General features: G+C 68.8%; 28 protein-coding genes and 1 riboswitch. Of the genes, 18 read left to right on the top strand and 10 right to left on the bottom strand.

From position 1 onward, the window contains the following. Window positions 1-40: 40 nt before the first annotated feature. Both OHA18_RS03755 and OHA18_RS03750 read right to left on the bottom strand, forming a co-directional pair. Window positions 41-961: a type IV toxin-antitoxin system AbiEi family antitoxin domain-containing protein gene (locus OHA18_RS03755; RefSeq protein ID WP_329002177.1), complete on the bottom strand. Its 921-nt coding sequence runs from the start codon at window positions 959-961 to the stop codon at window positions 41-43. A 161-nt stretch (window positions 962-1,122) separates the two neighbouring features. Further along, window positions 1,123-1,623, bottom strand: coding sequence for a GbsR/MarR family transcriptional regulator (locus OHA18_RS03750; RefSeq protein WP_329002175.1), 501 nt, complete (start codon window positions 1,621-1,623; stop codon window positions 1,123-1,125). 97 nt (window positions 1,624-1,720) lie between these two features. Here OHA18_RS03750 and OHA18_RS03745 point away from each other — a divergent pair, with 97 nt between their 5' ends. From OHA18_RS03745 to OHA18_RS03720, 6 genes are all read left to right on the top strand, one after another. Then, window positions 1,721-2,635: an ABC transporter ATP-binding protein gene (locus OHA18_RS03745; protein WP_329002174.1), complete on the top strand. Its 915-nt coding sequence runs from the start codon at window positions 1,721-1,723 to the stop codon at window positions 2,633-2,635. Then, on the top strand, window positions 2,632-4,230 hold the full coding sequence (locus OHA18_RS03740) for an ABC transporter permease (protein WP_329002173.1): 1,599 nt from the start codon (window positions 2,632-2,634) through the stop codon (window positions 4,228-4,230). The genes OHA18_RS03745 and OHA18_RS03740 overlap by 4 nt, the downstream gene beginning before the upstream one ends. An 87-nt stretch (window positions 4,231-4,317) precedes the next feature. After that, complete coding sequence (locus OHA18_RS03735; protein WP_329002172.1) at window positions 4,318-4,695, top strand: pyridoxamine 5'-phosphate oxidase family protein; 378 nt, start codon at window positions 4,318-4,320, stop codon at window positions 4,693-4,695. Next, on the top strand, window positions 4,688-5,875 hold the full coding sequence (gene cbiE / locus OHA18_RS03730) for a precorrin-6y C5,15-methyltransferase (decarboxylating) subunit CbiE (RefSeq protein ID WP_329002171.1): 1,188 nt from the start codon (window positions 4,688-4,690) through the stop codon (window positions 5,873-5,875). The genes OHA18_RS03735 and cbiE overlap by 8 nt, the downstream gene beginning before the upstream one ends. After that, window positions 5,872-6,612 (top strand): precorrin-4 C(11)-methyltransferase, encoded by a 741-nt coding sequence (cobM, locus tag OHA18_RS03725; RefSeq protein WP_329002170.1) that lies wholly within the window; start codon window positions 5,872-5,874, stop codon window positions 6,610-6,612. The genes cbiE and cobM overlap by 4 nt, the downstream gene beginning before the upstream one ends. Continuing rightward, window positions 6,609-7,352 carry a cobalt-precorrin-6A reductase gene (locus tag OHA18_RS03720; protein WP_329002169.1) on the top strand — a complete coding sequence of 248 codons (744 nt, stop codon included), beginning with the start codon at window positions 6,609-6,611 and terminating at the stop codon, window positions 7,350-7,352. Before cobM ends, OHA18_RS03720 begins: the two co-directional genes overlap by 4 nt. On the opposite strand, the gene OHA18_RS03715 is transcribed toward OHA18_RS03720, so the two are convergent. After that, window positions 7,313-8,026, bottom strand: a complete 714-nt coding sequence (locus OHA18_RS03715; RefSeq protein ID WP_329002167.1) for a TetR/AcrR family transcriptional regulator — start codon at window positions 8,024-8,026, stop codon at window positions 7,313-7,315. The two genes, OHA18_RS03720 and OHA18_RS03715, sit on opposite strands and share 40 nt — an antisense overlap. Window positions 8,027-8,105: 79 nt before the next feature. Between OHA18_RS03715 and OHA18_RS03710 the strand changes: the two genes are divergently transcribed. Then, window positions 8,106-8,954 (top strand): SDR family oxidoreductase, encoded by an 849-nt coding sequence (locus tag OHA18_RS03710; protein WP_329002166.1) that lies wholly within the window; start codon window positions 8,106-8,108, stop codon window positions 8,952-8,954. A 38-nt stretch (window positions 8,955-8,992) separates the two neighbouring features. Next, the gene (gene rpe / locus OHA18_RS03705; protein WP_329002165.1) at window positions 8,993-9,655 is read left to right on the top strand and encodes a ribulose-phosphate 3-epimerase; all 663 of its coding nucleotides are present in this window, start codon (window positions 8,993-8,995) and stop codon (window positions 9,653-9,655) included. On the opposite strand, the gene OHA18_RS03700 is transcribed toward rpe, so the two are convergent. Continuing rightward, window positions 9,623-10,885 carry an MFS transporter gene (locus OHA18_RS03700; RefSeq protein WP_329002164.1) on the bottom strand — a complete coding sequence of 421 codons (1,263 nt, stop codon included), beginning with the start codon at window positions 10,883-10,885 and terminating at the stop codon, window positions 9,623-9,625. The genes rpe and OHA18_RS03700 overlap by 33 nt on opposite strands. Window positions 10,886-10,993: 108 nt before the next feature. On the opposite strand from OHA18_RS03700, the gene OHA18_RS03695 reads away from it, so the two are divergent. Next, window positions 10,994-11,746 carry an HAD-IIA family hydrolase gene (locus OHA18_RS03695; protein WP_442914409.1) on the top strand — a complete coding sequence of 251 codons (753 nt, stop codon included), beginning with the start codon at window positions 10,994-10,996 and terminating at the stop codon, window positions 11,744-11,746. Here OHA18_RS03695 and OHA18_RS03690 read toward each other — a convergent pair. From OHA18_RS03690 to OHA18_RS03665, 6 genes are all read right to left on the bottom strand, one after another. After that, the gene (locus tag OHA18_RS03690; RefSeq protein WP_329002161.1) at window positions 11,743-12,480 is read right to left on the bottom strand and encodes a polysaccharide deacetylase family protein; all 738 of its coding nucleotides are present in this window, start codon (window positions 12,478-12,480) and stop codon (window positions 11,743-11,745) included. The genes OHA18_RS03695 and OHA18_RS03690 overlap by 4 nt on opposite strands. Before the next feature lie 115 nt (window positions 12,481-12,595). Further along, complete coding sequence (locus tag OHA18_RS03685; RefSeq protein ID WP_329002160.1) at window positions 12,596-13,315, bottom strand: polysaccharide deacetylase family protein; 720 nt, start codon at window positions 13,313-13,315, stop codon at window positions 12,596-12,598. 84 nt (window positions 13,316-13,399) lie between these two features. Then, on the bottom strand, window positions 13,400-14,137 hold the full coding sequence (locus OHA18_RS03680) for an amino acid ABC transporter ATP-binding protein (protein WP_329002159.1): 738 nt from the start codon (window positions 14,135-14,137) through the stop codon (window positions 13,400-13,402). After that, a complete protein-coding gene (locus OHA18_RS03675; RefSeq protein ID WP_329002158.1) occupies window positions 14,124-14,879 on the bottom strand; it encodes an amino acid ABC transporter permease in 756 nt (251 codons plus the stop codon). The genes OHA18_RS03680 and OHA18_RS03675 overlap by 14 nt, the downstream gene beginning before the upstream one ends. 2 nt (window positions 14,880-14,881) lie before the next feature. Further along, window positions 14,882-15,721, bottom strand: a complete 840-nt coding sequence (locus OHA18_RS03670; RefSeq protein ID WP_329002157.1) for a substrate-binding periplasmic protein — start codon at window positions 15,719-15,721, stop codon at window positions 14,882-14,884. Between the two features lie 212 nt (window positions 15,722-15,933). After that, complete coding sequence (locus OHA18_RS03665) at window positions 15,934-16,593, bottom strand: DNA-binding protein (RefSeq protein WP_329002156.1); 660 nt, start codon at window positions 16,591-16,593, stop codon at window positions 15,934-15,936. Window positions 16,594-16,737: 144 nt separating this feature from the next. Between OHA18_RS03665 and OHA18_RS03660 the strand changes: the two genes are divergently transcribed. The 9 genes from OHA18_RS03660 to ribH all read left to right on the top strand — a co-directional run bounded on the left by OHA18_RS03660 (window position 16,738) and on the right by ribH (window position 26,729). Continuing rightward, window positions 16,738-18,807 carry a vWA domain-containing protein gene (locus OHA18_RS03660; RefSeq protein ID WP_329002155.1) on the top strand — a complete coding sequence of 690 codons (2,070 nt, stop codon included), beginning with the start codon at window positions 16,738-16,740 and terminating at the stop codon, window positions 18,805-18,807. 160 nt (window positions 18,808-18,967) lie between these two features. Then, entirely contained in the window at window positions 18,968-19,552 is a 585-nt protein-coding gene (locus OHA18_RS03655) for a dihydrofolate reductase family protein (protein WP_329002154.1), read from the top strand. 152 nt (window positions 19,553-19,704) lie between these two features. After that, window positions 19,705-20,940 carry a protein kinase domain-containing protein gene (locus OHA18_RS03650; protein ID WP_329002152.1) on the top strand — a complete coding sequence of 412 codons (1,236 nt, stop codon included), beginning with the start codon at window positions 19,705-19,707 and terminating at the stop codon, window positions 20,938-20,940. A gap of 48 nt (window positions 20,941-20,988) precedes the next feature. Beyond that, complete coding sequence (locus OHA18_RS03645; protein WP_329002151.1) at window positions 20,989-22,299, top strand: MFS transporter; 1,311 nt, start codon at window positions 20,989-20,991, stop codon at window positions 22,297-22,299. 121 nt (window positions 22,300-22,420) lie between these two features. Then, window positions 22,421-22,552: riboswitch (FMN riboswitch) on the top strand. Between the two features lie 141 nt (window positions 22,553-22,693). Beyond that, on the top strand, window positions 22,694-23,722 hold the full coding sequence (gene ribD / locus OHA18_RS03640) for a bifunctional diaminohydroxyphosphoribosylaminopyrimidine deaminase/5-amino-6-(5-phosphoribosylamino)uracil reductase RibD (protein ID WP_329002150.1): 1,029 nt from the start codon (window positions 22,694-22,696) through the stop codon (window positions 23,720-23,722). Continuing rightward, window positions 23,723-24,349: a riboflavin synthase gene (locus tag OHA18_RS03635; protein ID WP_329002149.1), complete on the top strand. Its 627-nt coding sequence runs from the start codon at window positions 23,723-23,725 to the stop codon at window positions 24,347-24,349. Continuing rightward, window positions 24,346-25,020 (top strand): nicotinamide riboside transporter PnuC, encoded by a 675-nt coding sequence (gene pnuC, locus OHA18_RS03630; RefSeq protein WP_329002147.1) that lies wholly within the window; start codon window positions 24,346-24,348, stop codon window positions 25,018-25,020. Before OHA18_RS03635 ends, pnuC begins: the two co-directional genes overlap by 4 nt. Continuing rightward, window positions 25,021-26,259: a bifunctional 3,4-dihydroxy-2-butanone-4-phosphate synthase/GTP cyclohydrolase II gene (locus OHA18_RS03625; protein ID WP_329002146.1), complete on the top strand. Its 1,239-nt coding sequence runs from the start codon at window positions 25,021-25,023 to the stop codon at window positions 26,257-26,259. It begins immediately after the preceding gene. Then, the gene (gene ribH, locus OHA18_RS03620; protein WP_329002145.1) at window positions 26,259-26,729 is read left to right on the top strand and encodes a 6,7-dimethyl-8-ribityllumazine synthase; all 471 of its coding nucleotides are present in this window, start codon (window positions 26,259-26,261) and stop codon (window positions 26,727-26,729) included. The genes OHA18_RS03625 and ribH overlap by 1 nt, the downstream gene beginning before the upstream one ends. Window positions 26,730-26,782 lie beyond the last annotated feature (53 nt).

Raw genomic sequence — 26,782 nt, 5'->3', positions numbered from 1 at the left:
CAAGGACCCCATTCAGTGGTGCATCTCCCCAGACGTGTCCTCAGATCGCGGCGAGGATCCGGTCAGCGAGGGCATGCGGCTGGTCCAGATCGGCCCAACTCACCCGGATGACGCGGTAGCCGCAGGCGCGGAGCCGGTCCTCGCGCCACTTCTCTGCCAGTACGACGTCACCAACTCCGCCGTACTTCTGTGCGCCGTCGAACTCGACGATCAGCCGGCCTGCCACCAGGAAATCGACCCGGCCGATCAACCGCCCGCTCTCCTCCCGGATCTCCGCCTGCAACACCGGCGGCGGTACGCCGTGGTTGGCCATCAGCACCCGGAGCCGCGACTCGCCGACCGACTCGCTCAGGCCGTTGGCGAACCGCGCCGCCCCTCGCGCCGCCGGCGAGCCCGCCCAGAAGTGGTGGCGATCCGCCGTCGTCACGAGCGCCTCCGGAGTAACCAGACGGTGGTGAAGCGCCGCGTCTGCCAGGACAACGCCGACCTCGTACGACGATGCGCAGGCCGTCTCGGTAATGGCACGGGCCGGTGAGACCACTCGAAGGCCGTCGACCACCGTGACCTCACCAGGCTCGAACCGGGAGCGGTGCACGTCCGTCACGAGGTCGGATCGCGCCCGGCCGGCCGGTTTGGTCACCTGGACTTTGGTCAGATCAAGGCCCCAGCTCGGAAGGCCGTGCAGTACGGCGGCGGACTGATGGCTGACGACCACTGCACCGCTCATCCTGTCGGCGACCGCGCGGGTCCGCAGTAGGTGCAATCGTCTGTCCCGGTCCCACGGCTGTTCGCCGACAGGCCAGGTGCCGGGTTCGACGTACACGTCCCGGCACAGGCGCGACCACTGCCCAGCCCGCAATCGGCGCCGCAGTTCGCTGTCGGTGTAGCCGGCCGCGAGCGCGTCGGCCCGGCTGAACCAGCCGTATCTGGCGGTGGCGAGCACTCTCAACTTCGGATTCATACCCGTGAACATGCCGTTGATCCAGCCGTCGGACCGAGGCGAATCTTCTAGCTGTGGACAACCACAACTTGGGGCGGCGCGCACCAACCGGGGGCGCAGAACAGGAAATAGCCTGTGGTCAGCCCCCATACCCTGTTCAAGCCCACCACGATCGGGCCTGGCTAGTCGTATTCGGCGTCGATCTCGGCGTCCAGTTCGGCTTTGCGTTTCATCCAGCGTTCGCTGAGGCCTTTGACCTCGGAGCCGATGAAGTCGATGAAGCCCAGGGAGACGCGGATGCGGCGGTGGGCGTCGGTGCCTTCGCCGGCGGCGTCGAGGACCTTGCGGAGCGATTCGGACCAGCGGACGAGTGAGGCGTCCTCGCTCATCATCGTCTGGTACCACGCGTCGTCCTGGACGACGTACACATCGCGCCGGGTGCCGGGCTCGCGCTCGCGGGTGGCCAGGCGCAGCTGCAGCAGGTAGTTGACCGCGCCGGAGACCGCGGCCGGGCTGGCCTGCAGCTGGTCGGACAGCTCGGCGGCGGTCATCCGTCCGTCCACGCTGGACAGGATCGCGGCGAAGACCCGGCCGGCCATCCGCGGCCAGCCTGTCTCGGCGAGCAGGTTGCCGAACTGCTCGGTGTACCGCTTGACGGCGTCGTCGTCTCGATGTGCACTCACCGTCCCATCATCTCCTCTGGGTCGCCGGTTTACCTGACTCGTGAGAAACACGTTAGCAAGATTCACAAATTTCTGAATGAAGTGTACGTTATGAATCATGACATCAGCCATCGTGGTCTCTGGACTGCACAAGTCGTACGGAAGTACGCACGCCCTCGATGGTCTCGACCTGGAGGTCGCGACCGGTGAGGTGCACGGCTTCCTCGGGCCGAACGGCGCCGGGAAGTCCACCACCATCCGGGTCCTGCTCGGACTGCTGCGGGGTGACGCCGGCGATGTCTCCCTGCTCGGTGGCGACCCGTGGCACGACGCCGCGAAGCTGCACCGCCGGCTCGCGTACGTCCCGGGCGACGTCAACCTCTGGCCGAACCTGACCGGTGGCGAGGTGATCGACCTGCTCGGCCGGCTCCGCGGCGGGCTGGACGAGAAGAAGCGCGACGAACTGCTGCGCCGCTTCGACCTCGACCCGACCAAGAAGGGCCGGACCTACTCCAAGGGCAACCGGCAGAAGGTCGCGCTGGTCGCGGCCCTCGCGTCGGATGTCGAGCTCCTGATCCTGGACGAGCCGACCTCCGGCCTGGACCCGTTGATGGAGGAGGTGTTCCGGCAGTGCATCGAGGACGAGCGCCAGCGCGACCGCACCGTGCTGCTGTCGAGCCACATCCTCTCCGAGGTCGAGGCGCTGTGTGACCGGGTCAGCATCATCCGCCGCGGCAAGGTGGTCGAGACCGGCACGCTGTCCGACCTGCGTCACCTCACGCGTACGTCGATCAACGCCGAGCTGGCCGGATCGCCCAACGGTCTGGCGCAGCTGCCAGGGATCCACGGCCTCGACGTCGAGGGCAACCGCGTCCGCTGCGAGGTGGACACCGCCCAGCTCGACGCCGTGATGCGCCAGCTCTCCGCGAGCGGTATCAAGAGCCTGGTCGCGCAGCCGCCGACGCTGGAGGAGTTGTTCCTGCGCCACTACGAGGACGACGTACCGGCCGAGCCTGAGGCGGCCGTGCGATGAACGACTTCGTCGGTACCGGGACGCTGGTGCGGCTCGCGCTGCGCCGGGACCGGTTGCTGATCCCGATCTGGATCGTCGTGTTCATGATCTCGGCGTCCGGATCGGCCAAGGCATCCATCGATCTGTACTCCGACAAGAACGCCCTGGTCGAGGCCGCGCGTACGTCGAACGCGTCGCCGGCGCTGGTCTCGCTGTACGGCCGGATCTTCGACGAGTCCTCACTCGGGGAGGTCTCACTGTTCAAGCTCACCGCGTTCGGTGCGCTCCTGGTCGGGTTGCTGGCCGGCATCCTCGTCGTACGGCACACCCGCACCGAGGAGGAGAACGGTCGCCTCGAGCTGCTCAGCGCCGGCGTGCTCGGCCGGTACGCCGCTCTGACCGCAGCGCTGATCGTCTCCGCTGGGACTGTCATCGTGCTCGGTCTGGTCACGGCGCTCGCGCTGATGGGCAGTGGGCTGGACACGAAGGGCTCGCTCGCCTTCGGGCTGATGTGGGCCGCGGCCGGGCTGGCGTTCGCCGGGGTGGGCGCTGTGACCGCGCAGGTCACCGAGAGCGCCAGGGCCGCTAATGGCCTGACTGCGATGGTCCTCGGCGTGGCGTACGTACTGCGGGCGATCGGTGACTCGTCGGCTGACGGTAGTACCCAATGGGTGTCCTGGCTGTCGCCGATCGGTTGGGCGCAGCAGATCCGTGCGTACGCCGGCGACCGGTTCGTCGTACTGCTGGCTCCGCTGGTGTTCTTGGTCGTGATGATCGCCGCTGCGACGGCCCTGATCCGGCGGCGCGACCTCGGGGCCGGACTGGTCCGACCGCGTCCCGGTCCGCCGCGGGCGGCCGCGTCGCTACGGTCGCCGCTCGCCCTGGCCTGGCGGCTGCACCGGGGCTCGTTCTACGCCTGGGGATTCGCGTTCCTGCTGCTGGGTCTGCTGGTCGGCAACATCGCCAGCAACGTCGACGGGTTCGTCACCAGCGACAGCGCCAAGGAGATGGTGCAGAAGCTCGGCGGTGTGGAGGGCATCACCGACGCGTTCCTGGCGACGGAGATGGGCGTCATCGGTCTGCTCGCATCGGCATTCGGGATCCAGGCAGCACTCCGGCTCCGCTCGGAGGAGACTGCGCTCCGCGCCGAGCCGCTGCTGGCGACCGGCGTGACTCGATCGCGGTGGCTGGCCAGCCACGTGCTGATGGCTCTGCTCGGCACCGGCGCGCTGATCCTGGTCGCCGGGCTCGGCTCCGGGATCTCGAGTGGTGCGTCGCTGGGCAACATGGGTCGCCAGGTGCCGCGCATGCTGGCAGCGTCCGCCGTACAGCTTCCAGCGATCTGGTTGGTGACCGCATTGGTCGTCATCCTGTTCGGCTTCGCACCGAAGCTGGTCACCGGCGGCTGGGTCCTGTACGGCGTGTTCCTGCTGATCGGCCAGTTCGGCGAGATCTTCAACCTGCCGCAGTGGATGATCAACCTCAGCCCGTACGGCCACACCCCGCGCCTGCCCGGCGGCGACTTCTCCGTCACCCCCGTGCTCTGGCTGACCGCGATCGCCGCCGCCCTCACCCTGGCCGGCTTCGCCACCTTCCGCCGACGGGACATCGGCTGATCCGAACCGCGCTGGTCTGAGGGGTCCAGCGCACCCGCGGCCCGCCCGGCACCTCACCGGGCGGGCCGTCTTGTCTACGATCGCTGGGTGTTGAGTGAGCGGCTGGCTGAGTTCTGGACCGAGCGGCATCTGTGCGTACTGAGTACCGTCCGGGCGGACGGGACCGTGCACGCGACGCCGGTCGGGGCGACGCTGGACGTCGACGCGGGGGTCGTGCGGGTGATTTGCTCGGGTACGTCGTACAAGGCGCGGGCGATCCGGCGCCTGGGGGAGGCGGCGGTCGCGGTGACCCAGGTGGACGGTCGGCGGTGGAGCACGCTCGAGGGCCGGGCGGTGGTGAGCGACGACCCGGAGCGGGTCCGCGACGCCGAACGGCGGTACGCCAAGCGCTACAAGGAACCGCGGGTCAATCCGCAGCGGGTGGTCATCGAGATCACGATCACGAAGGTGCTCGGCAATGGCTGACCTCACTACGGTTGTTGGCGTCGGCGCCGATGGCTGGGAGGGCTTGTCGCGGGCAGCCCGTACAGCCATCGAGGCAGCCGACGTCCTGATGGGCAGCGCCCGTCAGCTCGCGCTCATCCCGTCGCTCGATGTCGTGCGGGTCGCGTGGCCCTCGCCCTTGTCCGAGGCGCTTCCTGGACTGCTCTCGCAGTACTCCGGCCGGCGGATCTGCGTACTCGCGAGCGGCGATCCCACCTTCCACGGCATCGGCACGACGCTGGTACGGATGCTCGGCGCGGACGCCGTACAGGTGATCCCGCATCCGTCGAGCGTGTCGCTGGCCTGTGCGCGCCTCGGCTGGCCGCAGGGGCAGGTGCAGGTTGTCAGCCTGGTGAACAAGCCGGTCGATCGGCTTCATTCACACCTGCAGCCTGGGCGGCAGTTGCTCATCCTCAGCCGGGGTGCCCAGACGCCGGCTGAGGTCGCTCAGCTGCTGAATGCCCGCGGGTACGGCTCGAGTGACTTCATCGTGCTCGAACAGCTCGGTGGACCGGGGGAGCGGGTACGACGGACTCGCGCTTCCGACTGGTCTGACGATGTCGATGCGCTGAACGTGATCGCCATCGACTGCCGAGGGCCCGTCCTGTCCACGGTGCCCGGCCTGCCCGATGACGCCTATGAGAACGACGGTCAGCTCACCAAACGCGAGGTACGCGCGGTCACACTCTCGCGGCTCGCGCCCGTACCCGGGCAACTGCTGTGGGACATCGGCGGCGGCGCGGGCAGCATCGCGATCGAGTGGTCCCGCCATCACGTGTCCTGCCGAGCGATCGCCGTCGAACGCGACCCCGACCGGGTGAAGCGACTGGAACGCAACGCCGCGAGCCTGGGCGCATCGGTGACTGTCGTGCAGGGCGCGGCGCCCGCAGCGCTCGACGGTCTCGAGTCGCCGGACGCGGTCTTCATCGGCGGGGGAGCGACGGCGGCCGGCATGTTCGACACCTGTTGGGACGCCCTCAAGCCCGGCGGCCGACTGGTGGCGAACGGCGTCACGCTGGAAACCGAGTCGCTGATCGCCCAGTGGTACAAGTCTCACGGCGGCGACCTCGTCCGCCTCGAAGTACACCGCGCATCCCCGATCGGCACCATGACCGGCTGGCGCCCCGCCATGCCCGTCACCATCTGGAGCGTCACCAAGTGAAGGTTCACTTCATCGGCGCCGGTCCGGGTGCTGCCGATCTGATCACCGTGCGCGGGCGCGACCTGATCGCCGCGTCGCCGGTCTGCTTGTACGCCGGTGCGCTCGTACCGGTCGAGCTCCTCGACCACTGCCCACCCGGCGCCCGCAAGATCGACACCGCGAACCTGAACCTCGACGAGATCATCGCCGAGCTCTCCGCCGCCCACACCGCCGGCCACGACGTCGCCCGCCTGCACTCCGGCGACCCGTCCGTCTTCAGCGCGATGGCCGAACAGATGCGCCGCCTCGACGCACTGAGCATCCCGTACGACGTGACGCCCGGCGTGCCCGCGTACGCCGCCGCCGCGGCAACCCTCGGCCGCGAACTGACCGTCCCCGAAGTCGGCCAGACCGTCATCCTGACCCGCATCGGCGGCAGCGCGAGCGCGATGCCCGCCGGCGAGGACCTCGCAACCTTGGGCGCCAGCCGCGCAACCCTCGTCCTCCACCTCGCCGTCCAGCAGATCGACCGCGTCATCGAGGAACTCATCCCGAACTACGGCCCCGACTGCCCGGTCGCCGTCGTCGCCCGCGCCTCCCGCGACGACGAACTGATCCTCCGCGGCACCCTCACCGACATCGCCGCCCAGGTGAAGTCGGCCGGCATCCGCCGCACCGCCGTCATCATCACCGGAAAGGTGCTCTCAGCAACAACCTTCCGCGACAGCCACCTGTACTCACCCGACCGCGGCCGATGAAGGTTCTGCTGCTCGGGGGGACCGGGGAGGCGCGCGAACTCGCGAAGGTTCTCGTCGAGGCGGGAGTCGACGCGGTCTCGTCGCTTGCGGGTCGGACGACGGACGCGCGCCTGCCGGTGGGTCGGGTCAGGTCAGGCGGCTTCGGTGGCGCGGACGGTCTCGCTGGGTGGCTCCGCGCGCATCCGGTCGATGCGGTGGTGGACGCGACTCATCCGTTCGCGGCGCGGATGACTGCCAACGCGGCTGCGGCTGCCACCTCAGTCGACGTACCGCTGCTGGTCCTCCGGCGGCCCGGCTGGACTGCGAGCCCAGGTGACCACTGGCATTGGTGTGACGCCCCCGAAGACGCCGCCGCCCGCCTGCCGTCGCTCGGCTCGCGCGCCTTCCTGACCATCGGCCGACAGGGCTTGGACACCTTCGAAAACGCGGGCATCTGGATGCTGGCCCGTTGTGTGGATCCGCCCGAGCCGCGCCCCGCCTGGTGCGAGCTGATCCTGGCCTGTGGCCCGTTCGCGCTCTCCGACGAGCTCGCCGTGATGCGCGACCACACCATCGACGTACTCGTGACCAAAGACAGTGGAGGCCCGCAGACGTCGGCCAAGCTGGCCGCGGCGAGGGAGCTCGGACTGCCCGTCCTGATCATCCGCCGCCCACCACTTCCCGCCGGACCAGAGACGGTCGAGTCCGTCGACGAAGCCGTTCAGTGGGTGATGCGGGCGAGCCACTCGTCCAGCACGTGACGCTCCCCGTCGGTCAGCATCTCGAGGTCCGGCAGCTGCGTCCGTAGGGCGTTCGCGGCCGTCGTCGGCCCGGCGTTGCGTGTCTCGACCTCGCTCGTCGTGATCGCCGCGACCACAGCGTCGAACATCGTGTCCGCCAACCGCGGATCCCGCTGTTCGGCTGGTACGGCGAGGAGCGCGAGGACGGCGCCTGTCCCGGCCGCGTGCACCAGCTCCACGGCCAGCGCCTCGTCGACCCGGAGTCGCCCGGCCGCCGCGATGTTCCGGATCCGGGCCCGCAGGATCACGAGTCCGGCCTCGGCCGCCGCGGGCCGCCGGCCCGGCTCGATACCGGCGTACATCAGCAGGAACAACGGGGGATTCGCGAGCCCGAACCCGATGTGCAGCTCCCAACCCGCCCGCAGATCCGCGATGGGTTCGGCGGTCGGATCCAGCGGCGGCTTGTCGGCCAGGTAGGTCGTGAACCCGTAGTCCAGCACTGCGGCCAGCAGCCCGTCCTTGTCGCCGAACAGCCGGTAGATGGTCGGCGCCTGCGTCCCTGCTGCGGCGGCGACCGCCCGCGTCGACACGGCGTCGCGCCCGCCGGTCGCGAGCAGACCCGCGGCGACCTCGACGATGTGCGCCCGCATCTGGTCCCGGCCGCTGGTCATCTCGTCCGGCTGAAGCTCCTCCACGCGGCCAACCGTAGCGGTTGGCCACTGTCGTTAACAGTGATAGCGTGAATCTGTAATCATCGATAACAAGGAGTCGCGCATGATCGTCGTCACCGGAGCGACCGGCCGTCTCGGTCGGGCCGTCGTCGAACGCCTCGCCGACGGTGTCCCCACCGACCAGCTCGGCGTCAGCGTCCGTGACCCTGCGAAGGCCGCCGACCTGGCAGCCCGGGGCATTCGGGTACGCCGCGGAGACTTCGACGACCCGGACTCACTCGCGAACGCCTTCGAGGCGGCCAGTCAGGTGCTGATCGTCTCGGGCCCAGCCGACCCGGCGCCTCACCAGGTGGCCATCGACGCGGCCAAGGCGGCCGGGGTCGAGCGCATCCTCTACACCAGCCACCAGGCTGCGAACCTCGACTCGCTCTTCACCGCGACCCGCGGGCATGCCGCCACCGAGCAGGATCTGGCGGATTCCGGCGTCGCCTTCACGGCGCTGCGCAACGGGTTCTACGCGAGTACGACGACCTTCATGCTGCGATCCGCCCTGGAGACCGGGGAGCTGATCCTGCCCGAGGACGGGCCGGTCTCCTGGACCGCGCACCGGGACCTGGTGGACGCGGCCGTGCTCGCACTCACCGAACCCGGCCGCCTGGACGGCATCACGCCCGCCCTGACCGGTCCGGAGCTGCTCGACTATGCCGAGGCTGCCACGATCGCCACGGACCTGACCGGGCGGAAGATCATCCGCGTCACGGTGCCGGACGAGGAGTGGAAGCAGGCGGCGCTCGATCGCGGGATGCCGGAGCACCTGGCCGATCTGACGCTGGGCATCTTCGCGGCGGCCCGGCGCGGCGAGTTCGCGGTCGTAGATCCGGCGCTGCCGTCGCTGCTCGGCCGGCCTGCGACGACTCTTCGCGAGGTGCTCGCCGCGGAGCTCACCACCTGACTGCGGGCGGTCGGTGGGTGGGTCGATAGATTGACACCATGGGGATTCAGATCGCGCCGAGCATCCTGGCCGCCGACTTCGCGCGGCTGGCCGATGAGGCGGCTGCTGTGTCGAACGCGGACTGGCTGCATGTCGACGTGATGGACAACCACTTCGTGCCGAACCTGACCCTCGGCATGCCGGTGGTCGAGTCGCTGGCGAAGGCGACCGACATTCCGCTGGACTGTCATCTGATGATCGAGGACCCGGACCGCTGGGCGCCTGGGTACGTCGAGGCGGGTGCGTCGAGCGTGACGTTCCACATCGAGGCCTGCCGGGCGCCGATCCGGACCGCGCGGGAGATCCGGGCCAAAGGTGCGCGCGCCGCGATGGCACTGCGGCCGGCCACCCCCATCGAGCCGTACGAGGACCTGCTGCCCGAGCTGGACATGATCCTGATCATGACCGTCGAGCCCGGCTTCGGCGGCCAGAAGTTCCTCGACGTGTGCGTACCCAAGATCCGCCGTACCCGCCAGTTGCTCGAGAAGCACGGTCTGGAGCTGTGGATCGAGATCGACGGCGGCGTCTCGGCCGACACCATCGAGCAGTGCGCGGAGGCCGGCGCCGACGTGTTCGTGGCCGGTTCAGCGGTGTACGCCGCCGACGATCCGAACGCGATGGTCGAGAATCTACGCGGTCTCGCCGAGCAGTCCACCCGCTAACTCGGGCCCGGATTCAGACCCGCTGTGCCGCTCCGGCTGGTGACCCGCTTCGGGCTCCGAGCGCCGCTCCGGCGGCACTCGCAGCAACAACACCGCCGAGGCACCAGCGAGCACGGCGGCCAGCACCCAGACATACCGCACCCCGAGCCCTTCGATCACCGCGCCCGAAACCGCTGCCCCGATCGCCGCACCGCCCATCGCTGCGCTGCCCATCCACCCGAACACCTCGGTCCGTGCCACATCCGGCGTCAACGAACCCAGTCGCTCGTACAACGCGCCGATCGCCGGCGCCAGCGTCAGCCCTGACAGCGCCAAGGCGATGCCCAGCGACACCGACGACCAGGTCGCGAACACGCACAGCAGCATCCCAGCCGCGACCAACGCAGCCCGCCGCCACAGGTACGACGTACGCCGGCCGGGCAATGCGCCCGCGACAGCGCCACCGACCAGGCTGCCGAACGCCCAGACGGCCTCGAAGATCCCGGCGATCAACCGCTGACCGTGCTCGTCCGCGAACGCGACGATGCCCAGCGAGATCCCGTTGAACGAGGTCACCCACAGACCGAACGCGAGGATCAACGGCAACCGATGCCGATGCCAGAGCAGCTGCCGCGCGGTCAGCGGCACCTCACTGTGCTGATCGCGGTTGAGCGGCTTGGGTTGTCGGAGCGCATACCACCAGATGAAGATCGCTGACATCGCCGCCGCGAGGAGAACGCCGAGCCGTGGACTGGCCACGCTGACGGCGGTTGCCCCGAGCATCGGCCCGACCATGAAGAGCAACTCCTGCGCCGTCGCATCGACGGAGTACGCCGTCCGCAGCGCGGGACCCTGCACCACGCGGGGCCAGGCCGCCCGCAACGTCTGCATCACCGGAGGCACGAGCGCACCGGCGATCACCGCCAACGCGGGCAGCAACCGATGCAGCCCGGTCGGAAGCAGCGCGATCGCGAGGAGCGCGACACTCCAAGCGATCCCGGTCACCAGCAGGATGCCTCGTGGACCGCGTCGATCCGCGGCCCGCGACCACACCGGCCCGGCGATCGCCGTACCGATCGAATAGGCGCCGGCCACCACACCGGCCCAGCGGAACGAACCGCCGGCGTCCTTCGCGAGGAACGCGATCGGCACCATCGTGGCGAGCATGGGCAACCGTGCGAGCAGCGAAGCCAACAGCAAGGACATCACGCCGCGCGCGCGCCACAACTCTCGGTACCCGGACAACTCCATGCGCGCATTCTTGCCGCAGCCACCGACAGTTTCCGCGTTCGCGCGGGTTCGGCCACTACGATGAGCCGGGTGAGCGAGCACAAGCCGGTCGAGAGCTGGTTGACGGACATGGACGGCGTCCTGGTGCACGAGGAGCGCGCCATCCCGGGAGCCGGCGAGTTCATCGCCGCGCTGCAGGCGTCCGGCAAGAAGTTCCTTGTCCTCACCAACAACTCGATCTTCACGCCGCGCGATCTCCGCGCCCGCCTGCTTGCCGCGGGCATCGACATCCCGGAGGCGGCGATCTGGACCAGCGCGCTCGCCACCGCCCAGTTCCTGGACGACCAGCGCCCGGGCGGGACGGCGTACGTGATCGGCGAGGCCGGCCTGACCACGGCGCTGCACGAGATCGGGTACGTGCTGACCGAGCGCGACCCGGACTACGTCGTCCTCGGCGAGACCCGGACGTACTCGTTCGAGGCGATCACCAAGGCGATCCGGCTGATCGCCGACGGCGCGCGGTTCCTCGCCACCAACCCGGATCCGACCGGCCCGTCGCAGGAGGGCCCGCTGCCCGCGACCGGCTCGGTGGCCGCGCTGATCACCCGGGCCACGGGCATCGCGCCGTACTTCGTCGGCAAGCCGAACCCGCTGATGATGCGCAGCGCGCTGAACCGGATCGAAGCGCACTCCGAGACCAGCGTGATGATCGGCGACCGGATGGACACCGACATCATCAGCGGTCTGGAGGCGGGTCTGCGGAGCGTGCTCGTGCTGTCCGGCTCGACCGGCGAGCACGAGGTCGAGCGATTCCCGTACCGCCCGACCCGCATCGTCGAGTCGATCGCCGACGTCGTACCGCTGGTGAGCCAGCTGTCCTAGCAGGTCAGGGTGCGGAAGCCGTACCCCTGGGCCTTGAGCGTCTTGAGGATGGTCGGCAGCGCGGCGACTGTCTCACTGCGGTTGCCGCCGCCGTCGTGCATGAGGATCACCGAACCGCTGTGCACGTTCTTCAGCACGCGCTGGACGATGGCTTTCGTGCCGGGTTTGGTCCAGTCCCGCGAGTCGACGGTCCACACGACCAGGTCCTTCCCCATCGCCTTCGCCTGCTGACGGACGGCTGCATTGACCCCGCCGTACGGCGGTCGCAGGCAGGCCGGCGTACTTCCGATCTGGGCCCGGATCACCTGATCGGTCGACGCGACCTGCTGCCGGAATGCGGCTGCGCCGAGTTTGCGCAGGTCAGCGTGCGTCCAGGTGTGGTTCTCGACGCTGTGGCCGGCGTCGTGGATGCGCTTGGTCAGCTCAGGATGCTTCTGGACGTTCTGGCCGACCTCGAAGAAGGTCGCCTTCGCGTCGTACCTGGCCAGGATCTCGAGCACCTTCGGGGTGTACTCGACATCGGGGCCGTCGTCGAAGGTCAGGACGACGTACTTCGTGGGCAGCGGAGTCTTGCTCGGTGTGGCCGCCGGCGCCGCCGCGGACGGTTCGGGCGTGGCTGGTTTGGCCGGCGACTTCGCGGCCGCGACCACGACCGTACCGATCACCGCGCTCACCAGCATCATCATCGCCAGACCGATCATCCGGTTCCCGGCGCGGGTCAAGCGGACATCCATGCGTCCCCCAGGGCGGTGGGTGGCTCACTCCTCCCGTCCACGATGGGCATCCGCCCGCCGAAAGCCAGCGCCCACGCCGCTGCTACGTCAACAAGTCACGAATACCGGACGCGGATCAGTGACACCACAACGGGTAGAACAGGTACCCCCTGGCTTTGAGCGCCTTGAGGATCTTCGGGAGCGCGGCGACGGTCTGACTCCGGTTGCCGCCGCCGTCGTGCAGCAGAATCACCGAGCCACTCCGTACTTTCGCCAGGACGCGGCGCACGATCACCGAACTACCCGGGCGGCTCCAATCGGCCGGGTCGACGGACCACAACGTGAGCCGCTTGCCGAGCATGGCTGCTCGTTGCGCGACCGCCCGGTTCGTCGCGCCGTACGGCGGCCGCAGACAGCGTGGGGTGTAGCCGGTCTGTGCCCGGAGGTAACGGTCAGTGGTCCGCACCTGATATTTGAACGTCGGCCAGTTGACCTTGGTGAGGTTCGGGTGCGACCAGGAATGGTTCTGCACGCTGTGACCGAGTTGATCGACGCGCCGGGTCAGGGCCGGGTACCGCTTGACGTTCTGGCCGACCTCGAAGAACGTCGCCCGAACTTCGTAGGCCTGAAGGATCTTCAGGATCTGCGCCGTATAGCGCGCGCTCGGCCCGTCGTCGAAGGTCAGATAGACCCACTTGGGCCCCGACGCTGCTTGAGTGGTGGTGCTGACTTGTGCAGCCGCGTTCGCAGTCGGTGGCGGCCCAGTGGCTGGCGGCTCGGTGCTCACCGCCAGACCGAGCATCGCTGTCAGCCCGACGGCGAGCGCCGTCGAGATCGGCAACCGAAGATCTCTCACCACAACCATCCCCAGCCATGGTCGATCCGGTGCAGGGCCTGTCTCCATAGTGGCCCTCGGCAACCAATTGCGCCAGGGCAGGTTTCAGAGCACCTGGGAGAGGAACTGCCGCAGCCGCGGCGAATCCGCGTCGGTGAACAGCTGCTCCGGTACGCCGGACTCGACCACCACCCCGTGATCCATGAACGCGACCTGGTCCGCGACCTCGCGCGCGAACCCCATCTCGTGGGTGACCACGACCATCGTCATTCCCGCCTGGGCGAGGTCCGCCATCAACGCGAGGACGCCCTTGACCAGCTCGGGATCGAGCGCGGACGTCGCCTCGTCGAACAGCATCACCTCGGGCTTCATCGCGAGCGCCCGCGCGATCGCGACCCGCTGCTGCTGGCCGCCGGACAGGTTTCCGGGTCGCGCCCCAGCCTTCTCCGCGAGGCCGACGAGCTCGAGCTGCGCACGGGCCGCGGCCTGCGCGGCGTCGGTGTCGAGCTTCTTGATCTTGCGCAGCGGGAGCGTGATGTTGTCGATCACGGTCTTGTGCGGGAACAGGTTGAAGTGCTGGAACACCATCCCGATCCGGCGCCGCAGTACGTCGGGATCACCGCGCAGCACCGACTCGCCGCCCAGCCGCACGTCGCCGGCGTCCGGCTCGAGCAACCGGTTGATCGCGCGCAGCAACGTCGACTTGCCGGAGCCGGACGGCCCGATCACGCAGGCGGTGTGCCCGGCCGGTACGGCGAGATCCACGCCGCGCAGGACCTTGTTGGTCCCGAACGCCAGCTCGACGCCCTCGACCTCCAGGCTCGCGGCCTCAATGGTTTGCATGCGCGAGCTCCTCCAGCTTCACATCTTCCTTCTCGGTCGGCCGCCCTTCGCGCAGCCGCTTGTCGAAGTGGTTCACCAAGTGGGTCAGCGGCACGGTGATGATCAGGTAGAAGAGGCCGGCGAGCAACAACGGGGACAGGTTGCCGTTGGTCGCGGCCGCGTCCTGACCGATGCGGAACAGCTCGCGCTGACTCGCCAGCAGGCCGAGGAAGTAGACGAGGCTGGACTCCTTCACCAGCGCGATGAACTGGTTCACCAGCGCGGGCAGCACCCGCCGTACACCTTGTGGGATGACGACCAGCCGCATCCCGCTGGTGTAGCTGAACCCGAGCGCGCGGGCGGCCTCGAGCTGGCCCTCCTCCACGCTCTGGATACCGGAGCGGAAGATCTCGCCGATGTACGCGGCGGCGATCAGGGAGAGCGCGAGGATGCCGAGCGGATACGGGTTCGGTCCCCACCAGTGCCGGGTGATGGGGGACAAGCCCTGGCCGATCAGCAGGATGGTCAGGATCGCGGGCAGGCCGCGGAAGATGTCGGTGTAGATCTTCGCCGGCCAGCGCAGCCACGGCTTGCTGGACAGGGCGAGGACCGCCACGATCATGCCGAGCACAGTGCCCAGCACGACCGAGGCGGCCGCCAGGATCAGAGTGTTGACCAGTCCTACCTTCAGCATCTCGGGCAGGACCGCCTTCATCGACTCCCAGTCGAGGAAGGTGTCACTCAGGGTGGACCAGATATCCATGCTCAGCCGGCTGCTGCCGCGGACGTGGTCGCCTTGGGCACGGTGAACTTGACGCTGCCGGAGCCGGGCTTGAAGTTCGCCGGTACCGCGCGACCGGGGTAGTACTGCTCGACCAGCTTGGTCCAGGTGCCGTCGGCGATCACCTCGTCGAGCGCCTTGTTGACGGCCTCCCGGAGCTTGTCGTTGTTCTTGGCGACCGCGAACGCCATCGGCGCGTCGCTCAGCTCCTTGGCAGCCAGGATGACCGTGCCGCCGCCCTGCTCCTTGGCCATCTTCTCGCCGATCTCGGCGGGGGAGACCCAGGCGTCCGCCGTCCCCGCCTTGAGCTGGCCGAGCGCGGCGTTGTAGTTCGGCACGCGGACCGGGTTGAGGTTCTTGCCGGTCGCGTAGTCGTCCTGGACAGTGCCCTGGACGACAACCACCCGCTTGCCCTGGAGCTGGTCGAACGAGGTGATACCGGAGCTCTTGGTGGTGTTCAGCCCGAGGTAGCCGAAGTCATATCCATTGCTGAAGGCAACTGTCTTCTTGCGTGCCTCGGTGATCGTGATCGACGAGCTGCCGAGGTCGAACTGGCCGCCGTTCACCTGCGAGAGCAGCGCGGAGAAGTCGGTCCCGACGAACTCCGGCTTGAGGTTCAGCTTCGCCGCCACCGCGGTGATCAGGTCGTTGTCGAACCCGGTGAACTTGCCGTCCTTCACGTACACGTTCGGCGGCGCGTCGGTCAGCGTGCCGATCCGCAACGTGCCGGCCTTCATCAGCCCGAGATCGGGCCCGTCCGCGGCGTCGTCCTGATCGCTGCCGCAGGCAACCATCGACACCGCGAGAGTGATCGCTCCCGCCACTGCAACAACCCGCCGAAAAGCGCCGAACGCGCGCACAAGCCTCTCCTCACAACCTCAACGAACGCAGGACGATTCGCCCCGCCGAAGTAACCCAACATCAGACCTGGTGGCGGGAATTCCACGCCGACAAAGGATGAGACGGGCCCGAATGTCTACTCGACGCGTGCTATATGAAGCCGTGACCGGCCGTCGGCCCGCGCCCGTGCTGCTGCTCAGCCGTGATGTTCTTCATAGTGCGCAAGGGCATCCGCGGTCCTGCCGGTCCCGTACGCCAGCAGTAACTCGGCCAGCGCCGGCGACTCCGTCGCGATGACGGCGGCCGCGCGCTGGATCTCGTCGGCCGACGCAACCTCGCGCAGGAGATCCTGGATCGCCCGCACGACGACCCGCGGCGCTGGGCCACCCTCGTCCGACGGCATCGCAGCTCCGGTGGGCCACGCGGAATGCATGCCGGACGCAACGTTCGCCCCGGCGCCACCCGGCGGTTGGGCATCGAGGCCTGGTGGTGTCGCGTACGGCGGCGCTCCGCCTGCGGACGGCGCCTGCTTGGTCTGCCCGGATGTGGTGAGCGCACCGCTGGTCGCGCGGATCCGGTCGATCGCATCCGGAATCTCGTGCGGCCAGATCTCGCTCGCGATCGCCAGGTCGGCCAGCTCCGACGCCGCCCGTAGTCGTGACATCACCGCCGGGTTGCCGATCTTCACCCGCTGGGCGCTCACCAACTGCGACAGCATCGGCGCCGACAGCCCGATCACCTGCGCGAGCCCGCCTTGGGTCAGTCCGAGTGGCCCCATGACGCGTCGTACAGTCTCTCCGAGCGGCTCGCCGTACAACTCGATCTGCTGCTGGAGGTTGTGCGCTGTCTGGTCCATCGGTCTGACCCCTTCCGTCGGCCGCCGCGTCGCGATTGCAAATATCTTCGCATCAGCGAACCCGGAATTCCAGTCGGATCCGGCTTGACATTTGCGATCGCAAACTGGAAAGGTTTGCGGCAGCGAATCTCACTGGAGGAAACGATGACGACTCAGCAGGGACACCGCCGCCGCCCAGCGGTGTGGGCGCTCCTCGCCATCACACTGACCGCGGTGCTGGCCGGTTTGACCACCGGGAGCGCTCTGGCCGACCCCGCTCCGTCCGGCGGCAAACTCGTCCTGGTGCTCGACTCGTCCGGCTCGATGAAGGAGCCGGCCGGGGATGGGCAGACGAAGATCGCCGCGGCCCGGACTGCTCTGACCCAGGTGGTCAGCAAGCTCCCGTCGGCTGCCGAGGTCGGCCTGCGGGTGTATGGCGCGACCGTGTTCAAGCGCACCCAGGCCGGTGCCTGCACCGACACCCAGCTGACCGTCCCGATCGGCACGAGCAACCGGCCACAGCTGCAGGCCGCGATCGCGAAGTACAAGCCGTTCGGCGAGACTCCGATCGGCTATGCGCTGCAGCAGGCGGCCAAGGACCTCGGCCCCGTCGGTCAGCGCACCATCGTGCTGGTCTCCGACGGTGAGGCCACCTGCGCGCCGGATCCCTGTGTGGTGGCGAAGTCCATCGCCAAGCAGGGCATCGACCTGAAGATCGATGTGGTCGGTTTCCGTGTCGGCGGGAAGGCGCGCACCCAGCTCCAGTGCGTCGCCCGGGAAGGCCGCGGCGACTACTACGACGCCGACTCGACCATCGACCTCGAGGCGGGGTTGGACCGGCTGTCCACGCGAGCCTTCCGCCCGTTCCGGATCTCCGGGACGCCGGTCCAGGGTGCGGCGCAGCAGGAAGGAGCGCCGGTGCTGGCCCCGGGCCACTATTCCGACACGTTCGGGGTGGACGACACCTCGAAGCACTACCTGCTCAAGCGGACCATGACCGGCTCGACCCTGCGGGCCGGAGTGAGTTTCCGGCGCCCGTCGGGCGGCAGCCTCGTCATCCAGACCGAGGTGCGGATCAACACGCTCACCGGCGAGCAATGTGGCTGGAGCTATCCGCGAGGGTTCGACGGCGATCAGGGCCTTGCCACCGGGACCGCCGCGAGCTGGTCGAAGTACAAGAAGAAGAACGACGAGTGCGCCGAGTCCGACCAGCTGGTCCTGACCGTGAACCCGGGCAAGGACTTCCGGGAGCTCAAGGGCGTGCCCTACGAGCTGCGGATCGACGAGGAGCCGCCCGTCGACGACACCGCCAGCCTCCCGGCGGCGGCCGGTGACCCGGTCTGGGTTCCGATGGCCGGCTCGACCCCGCGGGAGATCGTTCCCGGTTCCAGCTTCCCGGACGCGCCGCTGCTCCAGCCCGGCAGCTACAAGACGACGCTGATGCCGGGAGAGTTGCAGCTCTACAAGGTCAAGGCCGACTGGGGACAGCGGATCCAGGCGCAGGTCACGGTGCCGGAGCTGGCCGGTGCCACGGCCGAAGCCCTCGATGGCATCCGTTACCTGGACACAGCGCTGATCTCACCGATCGGTGAGGACGTGTACGCCGTGTTCTCGAAGAAGGTGCCGGGTGGCGGGTACACGCGTGGCGTGCTCACCAAGCGGGGTCTGGTCAAGGGCGTCACGAACAAGGAGATCCGGTACCTGAACCGCAATGGCGCGAACAATCAGGACACCGGCACCTCGACTCCCGGTGAGTACTACATCGCCGTGTCGCTGACCAGGAAGGACGATGACAAGGCGTTCGCGATCCCGCTGACGCTGACCGTCGGTCTGGAGGGGACCGCCGGCGCCGGGAAGCCGACGTACGTCGACGGCGCGACTCCGGTCTCGGGCGACTCGGTCACCCCGACCCCGACTGCCGAGCCCTCTGAGACCCCTGCGGGCGACAAGGGTGACAAGACCGAGGCCGGTGGGCCGGTCCAGGGCAGCTCGGACTCGGACGACGGCACCCCCGTCGGCCTGATCGCCGGCCTCGGCGGTGGCGGCGCCGCCCTGCTGGTGATCGGAGTATTCGCGGTGCTCCGCCTGCGCAAGAAGCCGGCCATCGCGCAACCGGGTGCGACATCGTGGCAGCACGGGCCACACCAACACCCGAACCCGCAGTATCCGAACCAGGGCCCGCAGTACCCGGACCAGGGTGGCCAGCAGCCACCTCAGCAACCGCCGCACCGCTAACCAGGCACATGAGCCCGGATCACTTCGATGGTCCGGGCTCATGCCTATAGTGCGGTCTGGTCCGGTACGGCGTGCGTCGGTTGTGTCGGATCGAGCTCAATGCGTTCGTAGGAGCTGCAAAGGCCGCCGCCGACGGCAGCCACTGAACGAGGAGACCATCGTGAGCGCCAGCTTGACCTTTGACATCTTTTCCAGCTTCGACGGATACGGCTCGCCCAGCGGTTCGTACGGCGGCTACTGGGGGAAGCAGGGCCCGGAGTTCCTTGAACACCGGTTCGCGCAGTTCGGCGAGGAGCAGCGGCTGGTTCTCGGCGGCAACACGTTCCGGTTGTTCGCGGCGATGCTGGCTTCGGTTCCGGAGGGGGCCGAGGCGGGCGATCCGTGGGTCGGTCGAATGCGGAACCTGCCGACGACAGTCGTGTCGAACACGCTGCAAGGTCCGCTCGACTGGCCGGATGCGACCGTCCTCAGCGGCGATCCGGTCAAGGCTGTTGCCAGGCTGAAGGAGGAGTCGGATCTGCCGCTGCGCTCGCACGGCAGCCTGACCCTGAACCGGGCGCTGCTCTCCGCCGGCCTGATCGACCGCGTCCAGGTGACGATCTTCCCGGTGATCAACAACCGGGGCCAGGGCGTCGACGACCGCATCTTCGAGGGCACGGGCGACTTCGACCTGGAGCTCATCGAGAGCCACACCTTCGACGGCCACATCCAGCAGGTCACCTACCGCCCCACCCCGCACTCCTGAGCCCTGGCACCGCGGCCGATCCCTGGCGGCCAGTCAGTAGGGGCCAGGTGGTGCAGCGCTAGGTGGTGGTGCCGACCGCTGGTGGGGTGGCGGCCGCTGGGTGGGGACGGTGTGCTGCTGGGGTGGGCGGTTGGGGCGGTAGGTTCTGGGTGGTGGAGGCGTTTGCTGGGCGGTATCGGCTGATCGACCTTGTCGGGACCGGAGGTATGGGGTCGGTCTGGCGGGCGTGGGACCTGCGGCGGTCGGCGTACGTGGCCGCGAAGGTGCTGGGGCAGCATGATGCGGCGACCTTGCTGCGGTTCGTGCGGGAGCAGTCGCTGCGGATCGAGCACCCACACGTGGTTGCGCCGCACGGGTGGGCTGCGGATGACGACAAGGTCGTATTCGCGATGGAGCTGGTGCGGGGCGGGTCGGTCGCGACGCTGCTCGGTGATCACGGTCCGCTCCCCGAGTCGTACGTCGCTGTCCTGGTCGATCAGTTGTTGCACGGTCTGTCCGCGGTGCATGCGGCGCGGATCGTGCACCGCGATGTGAAGCCGGCCAACCTCCTGCTCGACGCGACCGGTACTGGGCGACCGCATCTGCGCCTGTCGGATTTCGGCGTCGCCGGGTTGCTCGACGAACCGCGGATGACCCGCCACAGCACCATCCTCGGCACGCCCGGGTACCTCGCTCCCGAGCAGTTGGCAGGCGCCGATCCCGACCCGCGCCAGGACCTGTACGCCGTCGGAGCCGTAACAGTCGAACTCCTCACCGGCGAACGCCCTGGCATCGATGGCAAACTTCCCGAGCTCGACGGAAACCTGGGCGAGTTCGTTCGCCGCATGACGGCGAAGAATCCGTCCGACCGGCCCGAGTCCGCCGCGTCCGCGGGGCGCCTCTTGGCCGCGACCGGCGCTGTACCTCCGCCGGGAACTGATCCGTGGATCCAGGACCCTGACGCCCCGGAAGTATTCGATCAGCTCCCGCCTCTCCCACCGGACTGGACTCCCGTGGGCCCGCGGACCCGCCACGAGCAGCCGGTACCGCCCGCCGTTCCACCGCCCACCTCTGCCGGGCGATCCGCTGCGACATCCGCACGAGTCGTCGCGCGCACTCCCGCACCCGTCCCGGACGGCCGGTCTGCCACGCCGTCCATGGAGAGCGGAGCCACCGCGTCGATGCGGACCGGCGCGCCGGCCCCCGCTGCCATGGGTGACGTTGCGCCTGCGCCCATGGATGGCATTGCGCCGGCCTCTGCGGTCACGGATGACGTTGCGCCGGCGCCTGCGATCAGGCGGCACGGTGTGGTTGGGCGGTCGGGGCGGGTACTACGGGTGGTTGCGGTTGGGTGTTTTGTGGGGGCTGTCGGGTTGTTGGGGAGTGCGGCCTGGTTGTTGTTTCGGTGAGAGGAAATTCACCGGACGGGTGGGTTGGGTCGTGAAAGACTGTCGATGATGGGTTCGACAGTGGTCACTGGGGCGCGACGTGACCAGGTGCGGCTGATGGTGGCTGCGCTGGCGATCACGACGACCGTTGGGTACGGCGTACTCAGCTACGCGTTCAGTGCGTTGCTCGGACCGATGAGTGCCGACCTATCCATCTCCACCACCACAGCGGTCGGGGCGTCGACTACCGCCGTACTGATGAGTGGTCTGATGTCGATCCCGGTTGGTCGGCGGCTCGACGTCCGGGGTGGGCGTGGGCTCATGTCGAGCGGGTCGGTGCTCGCTGCGATCGCCGTACTGGGGTGGTCGCAGGTGCAGAACGTTGTGCAGTTGTACGCCGCGTTTGTTGTGATCGGTGTTGCGTGCGCGATGGTCTTGTATCCGCCTGCGTTCGCGGTCGTGGTTGCCGTTGCTGCGCCGGCCGCTCGGACCAACTCCATCCTCACCATCACGCTGGTTGGTGGGTTGGCCAGTTCGATCTTTCTCCCGCTGACCGGGTACCTCGCTCACGCTCACGGCTGGCGTACTGCACTGATCATCCTGTCCGGCACCCTCGCCGCAATCACCTTCCCGCTCCACTTCCTCGCCGTCCGCCCCGGCCGGCCGCAACCGCACGTCACCGAGCAAGCGGAGGTCGGCGGGCAGTTGGGTGTGCGGCCGGAGCCTGGCTCGGGTCCGGACGCTGGTGCGGGGCCCGAGGCCGGCGTGCGGCGGATCGCATCGCCGGCGCGGGTGTTGCGGGATCCGGGGTTTTGGGTGTTGGCGGGGGCGTTTGTGGTGCACAGTGCTGCGCTGGCGGTGATCGCGGTTCACCTGGTGCTGTACCTGGTCAGTCTCGGGCATCCGCCGGCGCGGGCGGCGAGTCTCGCGGGGTTGCTCGGGCTGTTGTCGGTGACCGGGCGGCTGGTGACGAGCGTGTCCGCGCGGTGGTTGCCGATGGCGACGATCACCTCGTTGATCCTGTTCGTGCAGGCGATCGCGATCGCGCTGCTGCCGGTCGTCGGACGGCATGTCGGGGGAGTGGTCGGGTGCCTGGTGCTGTTCGGGCTCGGGTTCGGGGTGTCGTCGATCGCGACACCGGCGATTCTGCTCGACCGGTACGGCGCGGACGGGTTCGGGACGATCGCCGGGATGCTGGGTACGCCGACCACGATCGCGAAGGCGCTCGGACCACTCGGGGGCGCGGGGCTGGCCGACGCGTTCGGGTACCGGCCGCTGGTTCTCGCGGTCGCGGTGGCGTGCGCGGTGGCGGCGGTCGCGCTGGCCTGCACCGGCGGATCGCCCCAAGACCGGATCAGGCGACGGGACCGGATCGGGTGATGGGACCGGATCGGGTGATGGGGCCGGATCGGGTGATGGGGGCGGGAACGGACCACGATGTGACCTAGGTCGTGGTGTGGGTTGCGGGGGAGGGCATACTTGAACCACGAGTGAACCCACTCGCGTGCTCCGGGGTCGGTGTAATTCCGAGCCGGCGGTGACAGTCCGCGACCCGGCCGCTGCGGTTTGGCGGCTGGTTGACCTGGTGGAATTCCAGGACCGACGGTGAAAGTCCGGATGGGAGGTGCACGCGGTCGGCGGGTGTGCTCTGATGTCCGGTCGGCAGGCGTGCGCGAGCTAGGCGGCGTACGGCGAGGCCCGGATGGCGGAGCGTGGTCGCCGGTCGTCACGAGACCCCGGTTGTGCGTCCGTGACGACGAGGGACCAACGAGCAGTGAGTAACGCTTCGCCGATTGATGTCGCGTGGATGCGGCGTGCGGTCGAGTTGGCCGCGAAAGGTGTCGGCAGCACCCATCCGAACCCGGTGGTCGGTTGTGTCGTGACCGGCCCGGACGGGCATCCGGTCGGCGAGGGCTTCCACGCCGTTGCCGGTGGCCCGCATGCCGAGGTCGAGGCGCTCCGGATGGCGGGGCCGCGAGCCCGCGGCGGTACGGCGTACGTCACGCTGGAGCCGTGTAATCACACCGGCCGCACCGGCCCGTGCGCCGACGCCCTGATCGAGGCCGAGGTCGCTCGCGTCGTGTACGCCGTCCCGGACCCGAACCGCACCGCGGCCGGCGGCGCCGAGAAGCTGGCCAGGAAGAACATCGCGGTCGTCCAAGGCGTACTGCGGGACGAGGCCGAGGCGGTCAACTACGTCTGGCTGCACAGTGTCCGGACGGGGCGCCCGTTCGTCACCTGGAAGTTCGCGACCACGCTCGACGGACGGTCCGCCGCGCCCGACAGGACGAGCAAGTGGATCACCGGCCCGATCGCGCGCGCCGACGTCCACCGGCAGCGTGCGGAGTGCGACGCGATCGCCGTCGGCACCCAGACCGTGCTGGACGACGACCCTGAGCTCACGGTTCGTGACGAGAACGACGTACCGGCGGCGCGGCAGCCGCTGCGGGTCGTCGTCGGCGACCGGGAGGTCCCGCCGACCGCGCGGGTCCGCAACGACCGCGCGGAGACGCTGCTGCTGCCGACCCATGATCCCGCCGAGGTGCTCCGGCAGCTGGACGACCGGCAGATCCGGCACCTCTGGCTCGAGGGCGGCCCGACCCTGGCCGCCGCTTTCGTCCGCGCCGGTCTGGTCGACCAGATCGTCGCGTACGTCGCTCCGGCCGTGCTCGGTTCCGGGTTCGCCGCGGTCGGTGATCTCGGCGCGGAATCGATCGACCACCTGCGGCGGTTCAAGCTAGCGGACGTCAGCCGCCTGGGCGACGACGTCCGGCTGACCCTGGTTCCCCTGGAAGGAAAGTAGATGTTCACCGGCATCATCGAAGAACTCGGCACGGTCGAGTCCCTGGACCTGCTCGACGGCGACGCCGCGCGGCTCACGATCCGCGGGCCGAAGGTGACCGAGGACGCCGGCCACGGCGACTCGATCGCGGTCAACGGCTGTTGCCTGACGGTGGTGGAGTACGGCGACGGCGTGTTCACGGCCGACGTGATGCGCGAGACACTGCAGCGCACCAGCCTCGGCGGCCTCGAGAAGGGCTCGTCGGTCAACCTGGAGCGCGCCGTCACCGCACACGCGCGGCTGGGTGGGCACATCGTGCAAGGGCACGTCGACGGCACCGGCACGATCGCCTCGCGCAGTCCGGGGGAGCACTGGGAGGACGTCCGCGTCGCGACGACGCCGGAGATCCTCAAGTACATCGCCGAGAAGGGCTCGATCGCGGTCGACGGGGTGTCGCTGACGGTGACCGATGTCGACGACGCGTCCGGGACGTTCGGGATCAGCCTGATCCCGACGACGCTCGAGCTGACCGTTCTCGGCCGGAACACGGTGGGCGAGACCGTCAACCTCGAGGTCGACGTGATCGCGAAATATGTCGAGAGACTCATTGCCGGAGGCAACGTGACGGACAACGGAGGCGAGCAGTGAACCCGATCGACTGGCTGTTGCACTCCCAGGTGACGATCGCCGGGTCGCCGGTGCTGGTCCGGGAGATCGTCGGCAATGTGTTCGGTCTGGCCAGCGCCCTGTTCGGCATGCGCCGGCTGGTCGCGGCGTGGCCGGTCGGCATCGTCGGCAACGTGCTGCTGTTCACGGTCTTCGTCGGCGGGATCTTCGACACCCCGCAGGACAAGGACCTCTGGGGCCAGGCCGGCCGTCAGGTGTTCTTCGCGCTGATCAGCCTGTACGGGTGGTACCGCTGGTACCAGACCCGGCATCAAGGTGCCGCCAACGGCGTACAGCCGCGGTGGGCGACGACGCGGGAACGGATCGAGCTGCTCGGCCTCGCGGTCGTGCTGTACGCGATCTCGTACTTCGTTCTGCGCGCGCTCGGCTCGTGGGGCCCGCAGTGGGATGCGTGGATCCTGACCGGGTCGATCCTGGCGACGTACGGGATGGCCCGCGGGTTCGTCGAGTTCTGGCTGATCTGGGTCGCGGTCGACGTGGTCGGCGTACCCCTGCTGGTACAGGCGAAGTTCTATCCGTCGGCGTCGATGTACGTCGTGTACGGACTGTTCTGCGTGATCGGGTTCGCGTCCTGGTGGAAGATCCAGAACCGCGAGCGGACGGCAACTCCGGAACCGGTGGTGGTGGGTTAGATGGGCGACGTACTGAAGCTGGACACGATCGAGCACGCGATCGACGAGATCCGCGCCGGGCGGCCGGTGATCGTGGTCGACGACGAGGATCGCGAGAACGAAGGCGATCTGATCTTCGCCGCGTCCAAGGCGACGCCGGAGTTGCTGGCGTTCCTCATCCGGTACAGCTCCGGTGTGGTGTGCGTGCCGATGGAGGGCGCCGAGCTCGACCGGCTCGGCATCCCGCTGATGACGCCGCACAACCGCGAGCGGATGCGGACGGCGTACACGATCTCGGTCGACGCGCGGGACGGGATCAGCACCGGCATCTCGGCGGCCGACCGGGCCCGGACGATCCGGGTACTGACGGATTCGGCCTCGGAGTCGTACGACCTCGTGCAGCCGGGGCATGTGTTTCCGCTGCGCGGCCGGGAGGGCGGCGTACTCGTCCGGCCCGGGCACACCGAAGCATCGATCGACCTGGCCCGGATGGCTGGGTTGACGCCGGCTGCGGTGATCTCCGAGATGGTGAACGACGACGGGACGATGAAGCGCGGTACTGACTTGCGCGCGTTCGCCGACGAGCACGGTCTGGTGCTGGTGTCGATCGACGACCTGATCCGGTACCGGCGTCGTACCGAGTCCCAGATCGAGCGGGTCGCCACGACGACGCTGCCGACGCAGTACGGCGACTTTGTTGCCCACGGCTACCGGAACACGGTGGACGGGTCGGAGCAGTTGGCGTTGGTGCGCGGGTCGATCGGCGGTGGGCCGACGCTGGTGCGGTTGCACTCGGAGTGCCTGACCGGCGACGTGTTCGGTTCACTGCGGTGCGACTGCGGGCCGCAGCTGGACGAGGCGATGCGGCAGGTCGCGGCCGAGGGCGGTGTGGTGGTGTACCTGCGCGGCCATGAGGGGCGTGGGATCGGGCTGCTGCACAAGCTGCAGGCGTACGAACTGCAGGACGCCGGCCGGGACACGGTCGACGCGAACCTCGATCTCGGGCTGCCCGCTGATGCTCGCGACTACGGCACCGGGGCGCAGATCCTGGCCGACCTGGGCGTGACTTCCGTGCGGCTGCTGACGAACAACCCTGACAAGCTCGCGGGAGTTCAGGGATACGGCATCGACGTGGTCGAGCGCCGCGGCATCTCCATCGACCCGACCGAGCACAACCTGCGGTACCTGCGGACGAAGCGCGACCGGATGGGGCACCACCTCCCGGGCGGCGTACTCACGGAAGAGAACGGAGCCGGCTGATGTCGGGCAGTGGAGCACCAACCATCGAGGTCCCGCGGGTCGACGGCGCGCGGGTCGCGATCGTCGCCGCCCAGTGGCACCCGAAAGTCACCGATGCCCTCGTCGCCGGTGCGATCCGCGCACTCGACGACTCCGGCATCACCGACTACACCGTGATCCGCGTCCCCGGCTCCTTCGAACTCCCGGTCGCATCGTTGCACGCGGCAAAGAACGGGTACGACGCCGTGGTGGCGCTGGGCGTGGTGATCCGAGGAGACACGCCGCACTTCGAGTACGTCTGCCAGGCAGCGACCGAGGGTCTCATGCAGGTCGGCGTCACCACCGGGATCCCGGTCGGCTTCGGCCTCCTCACCTGCGACAACGACCCCCAGGCCCTCGACCGCGCCGGCCTCCCCGACAGCCGGGAAGACAAGGGCTACGAGGCAACCCAGGCCGCCCTCTCGACCCTGGCAGCCATCCGCGCACTGTAGGAGCGAGGTTTGTGGAACTTTTTGGCCGTCTGGCGACCATTTGTTACCACAAA

The sequence above is a fragment of the Kribbella sp. NBC_00709 genome (genome assembly GCF_036226565.1).
Taxonomy (GTDB): domain Bacteria; phylum Actinomycetota; class Actinomycetes; order Propionibacteriales; family Kribbellaceae; genus Kribbella.
This window is presented reverse-complemented; position numbering and strand designations above follow the sequence as displayed.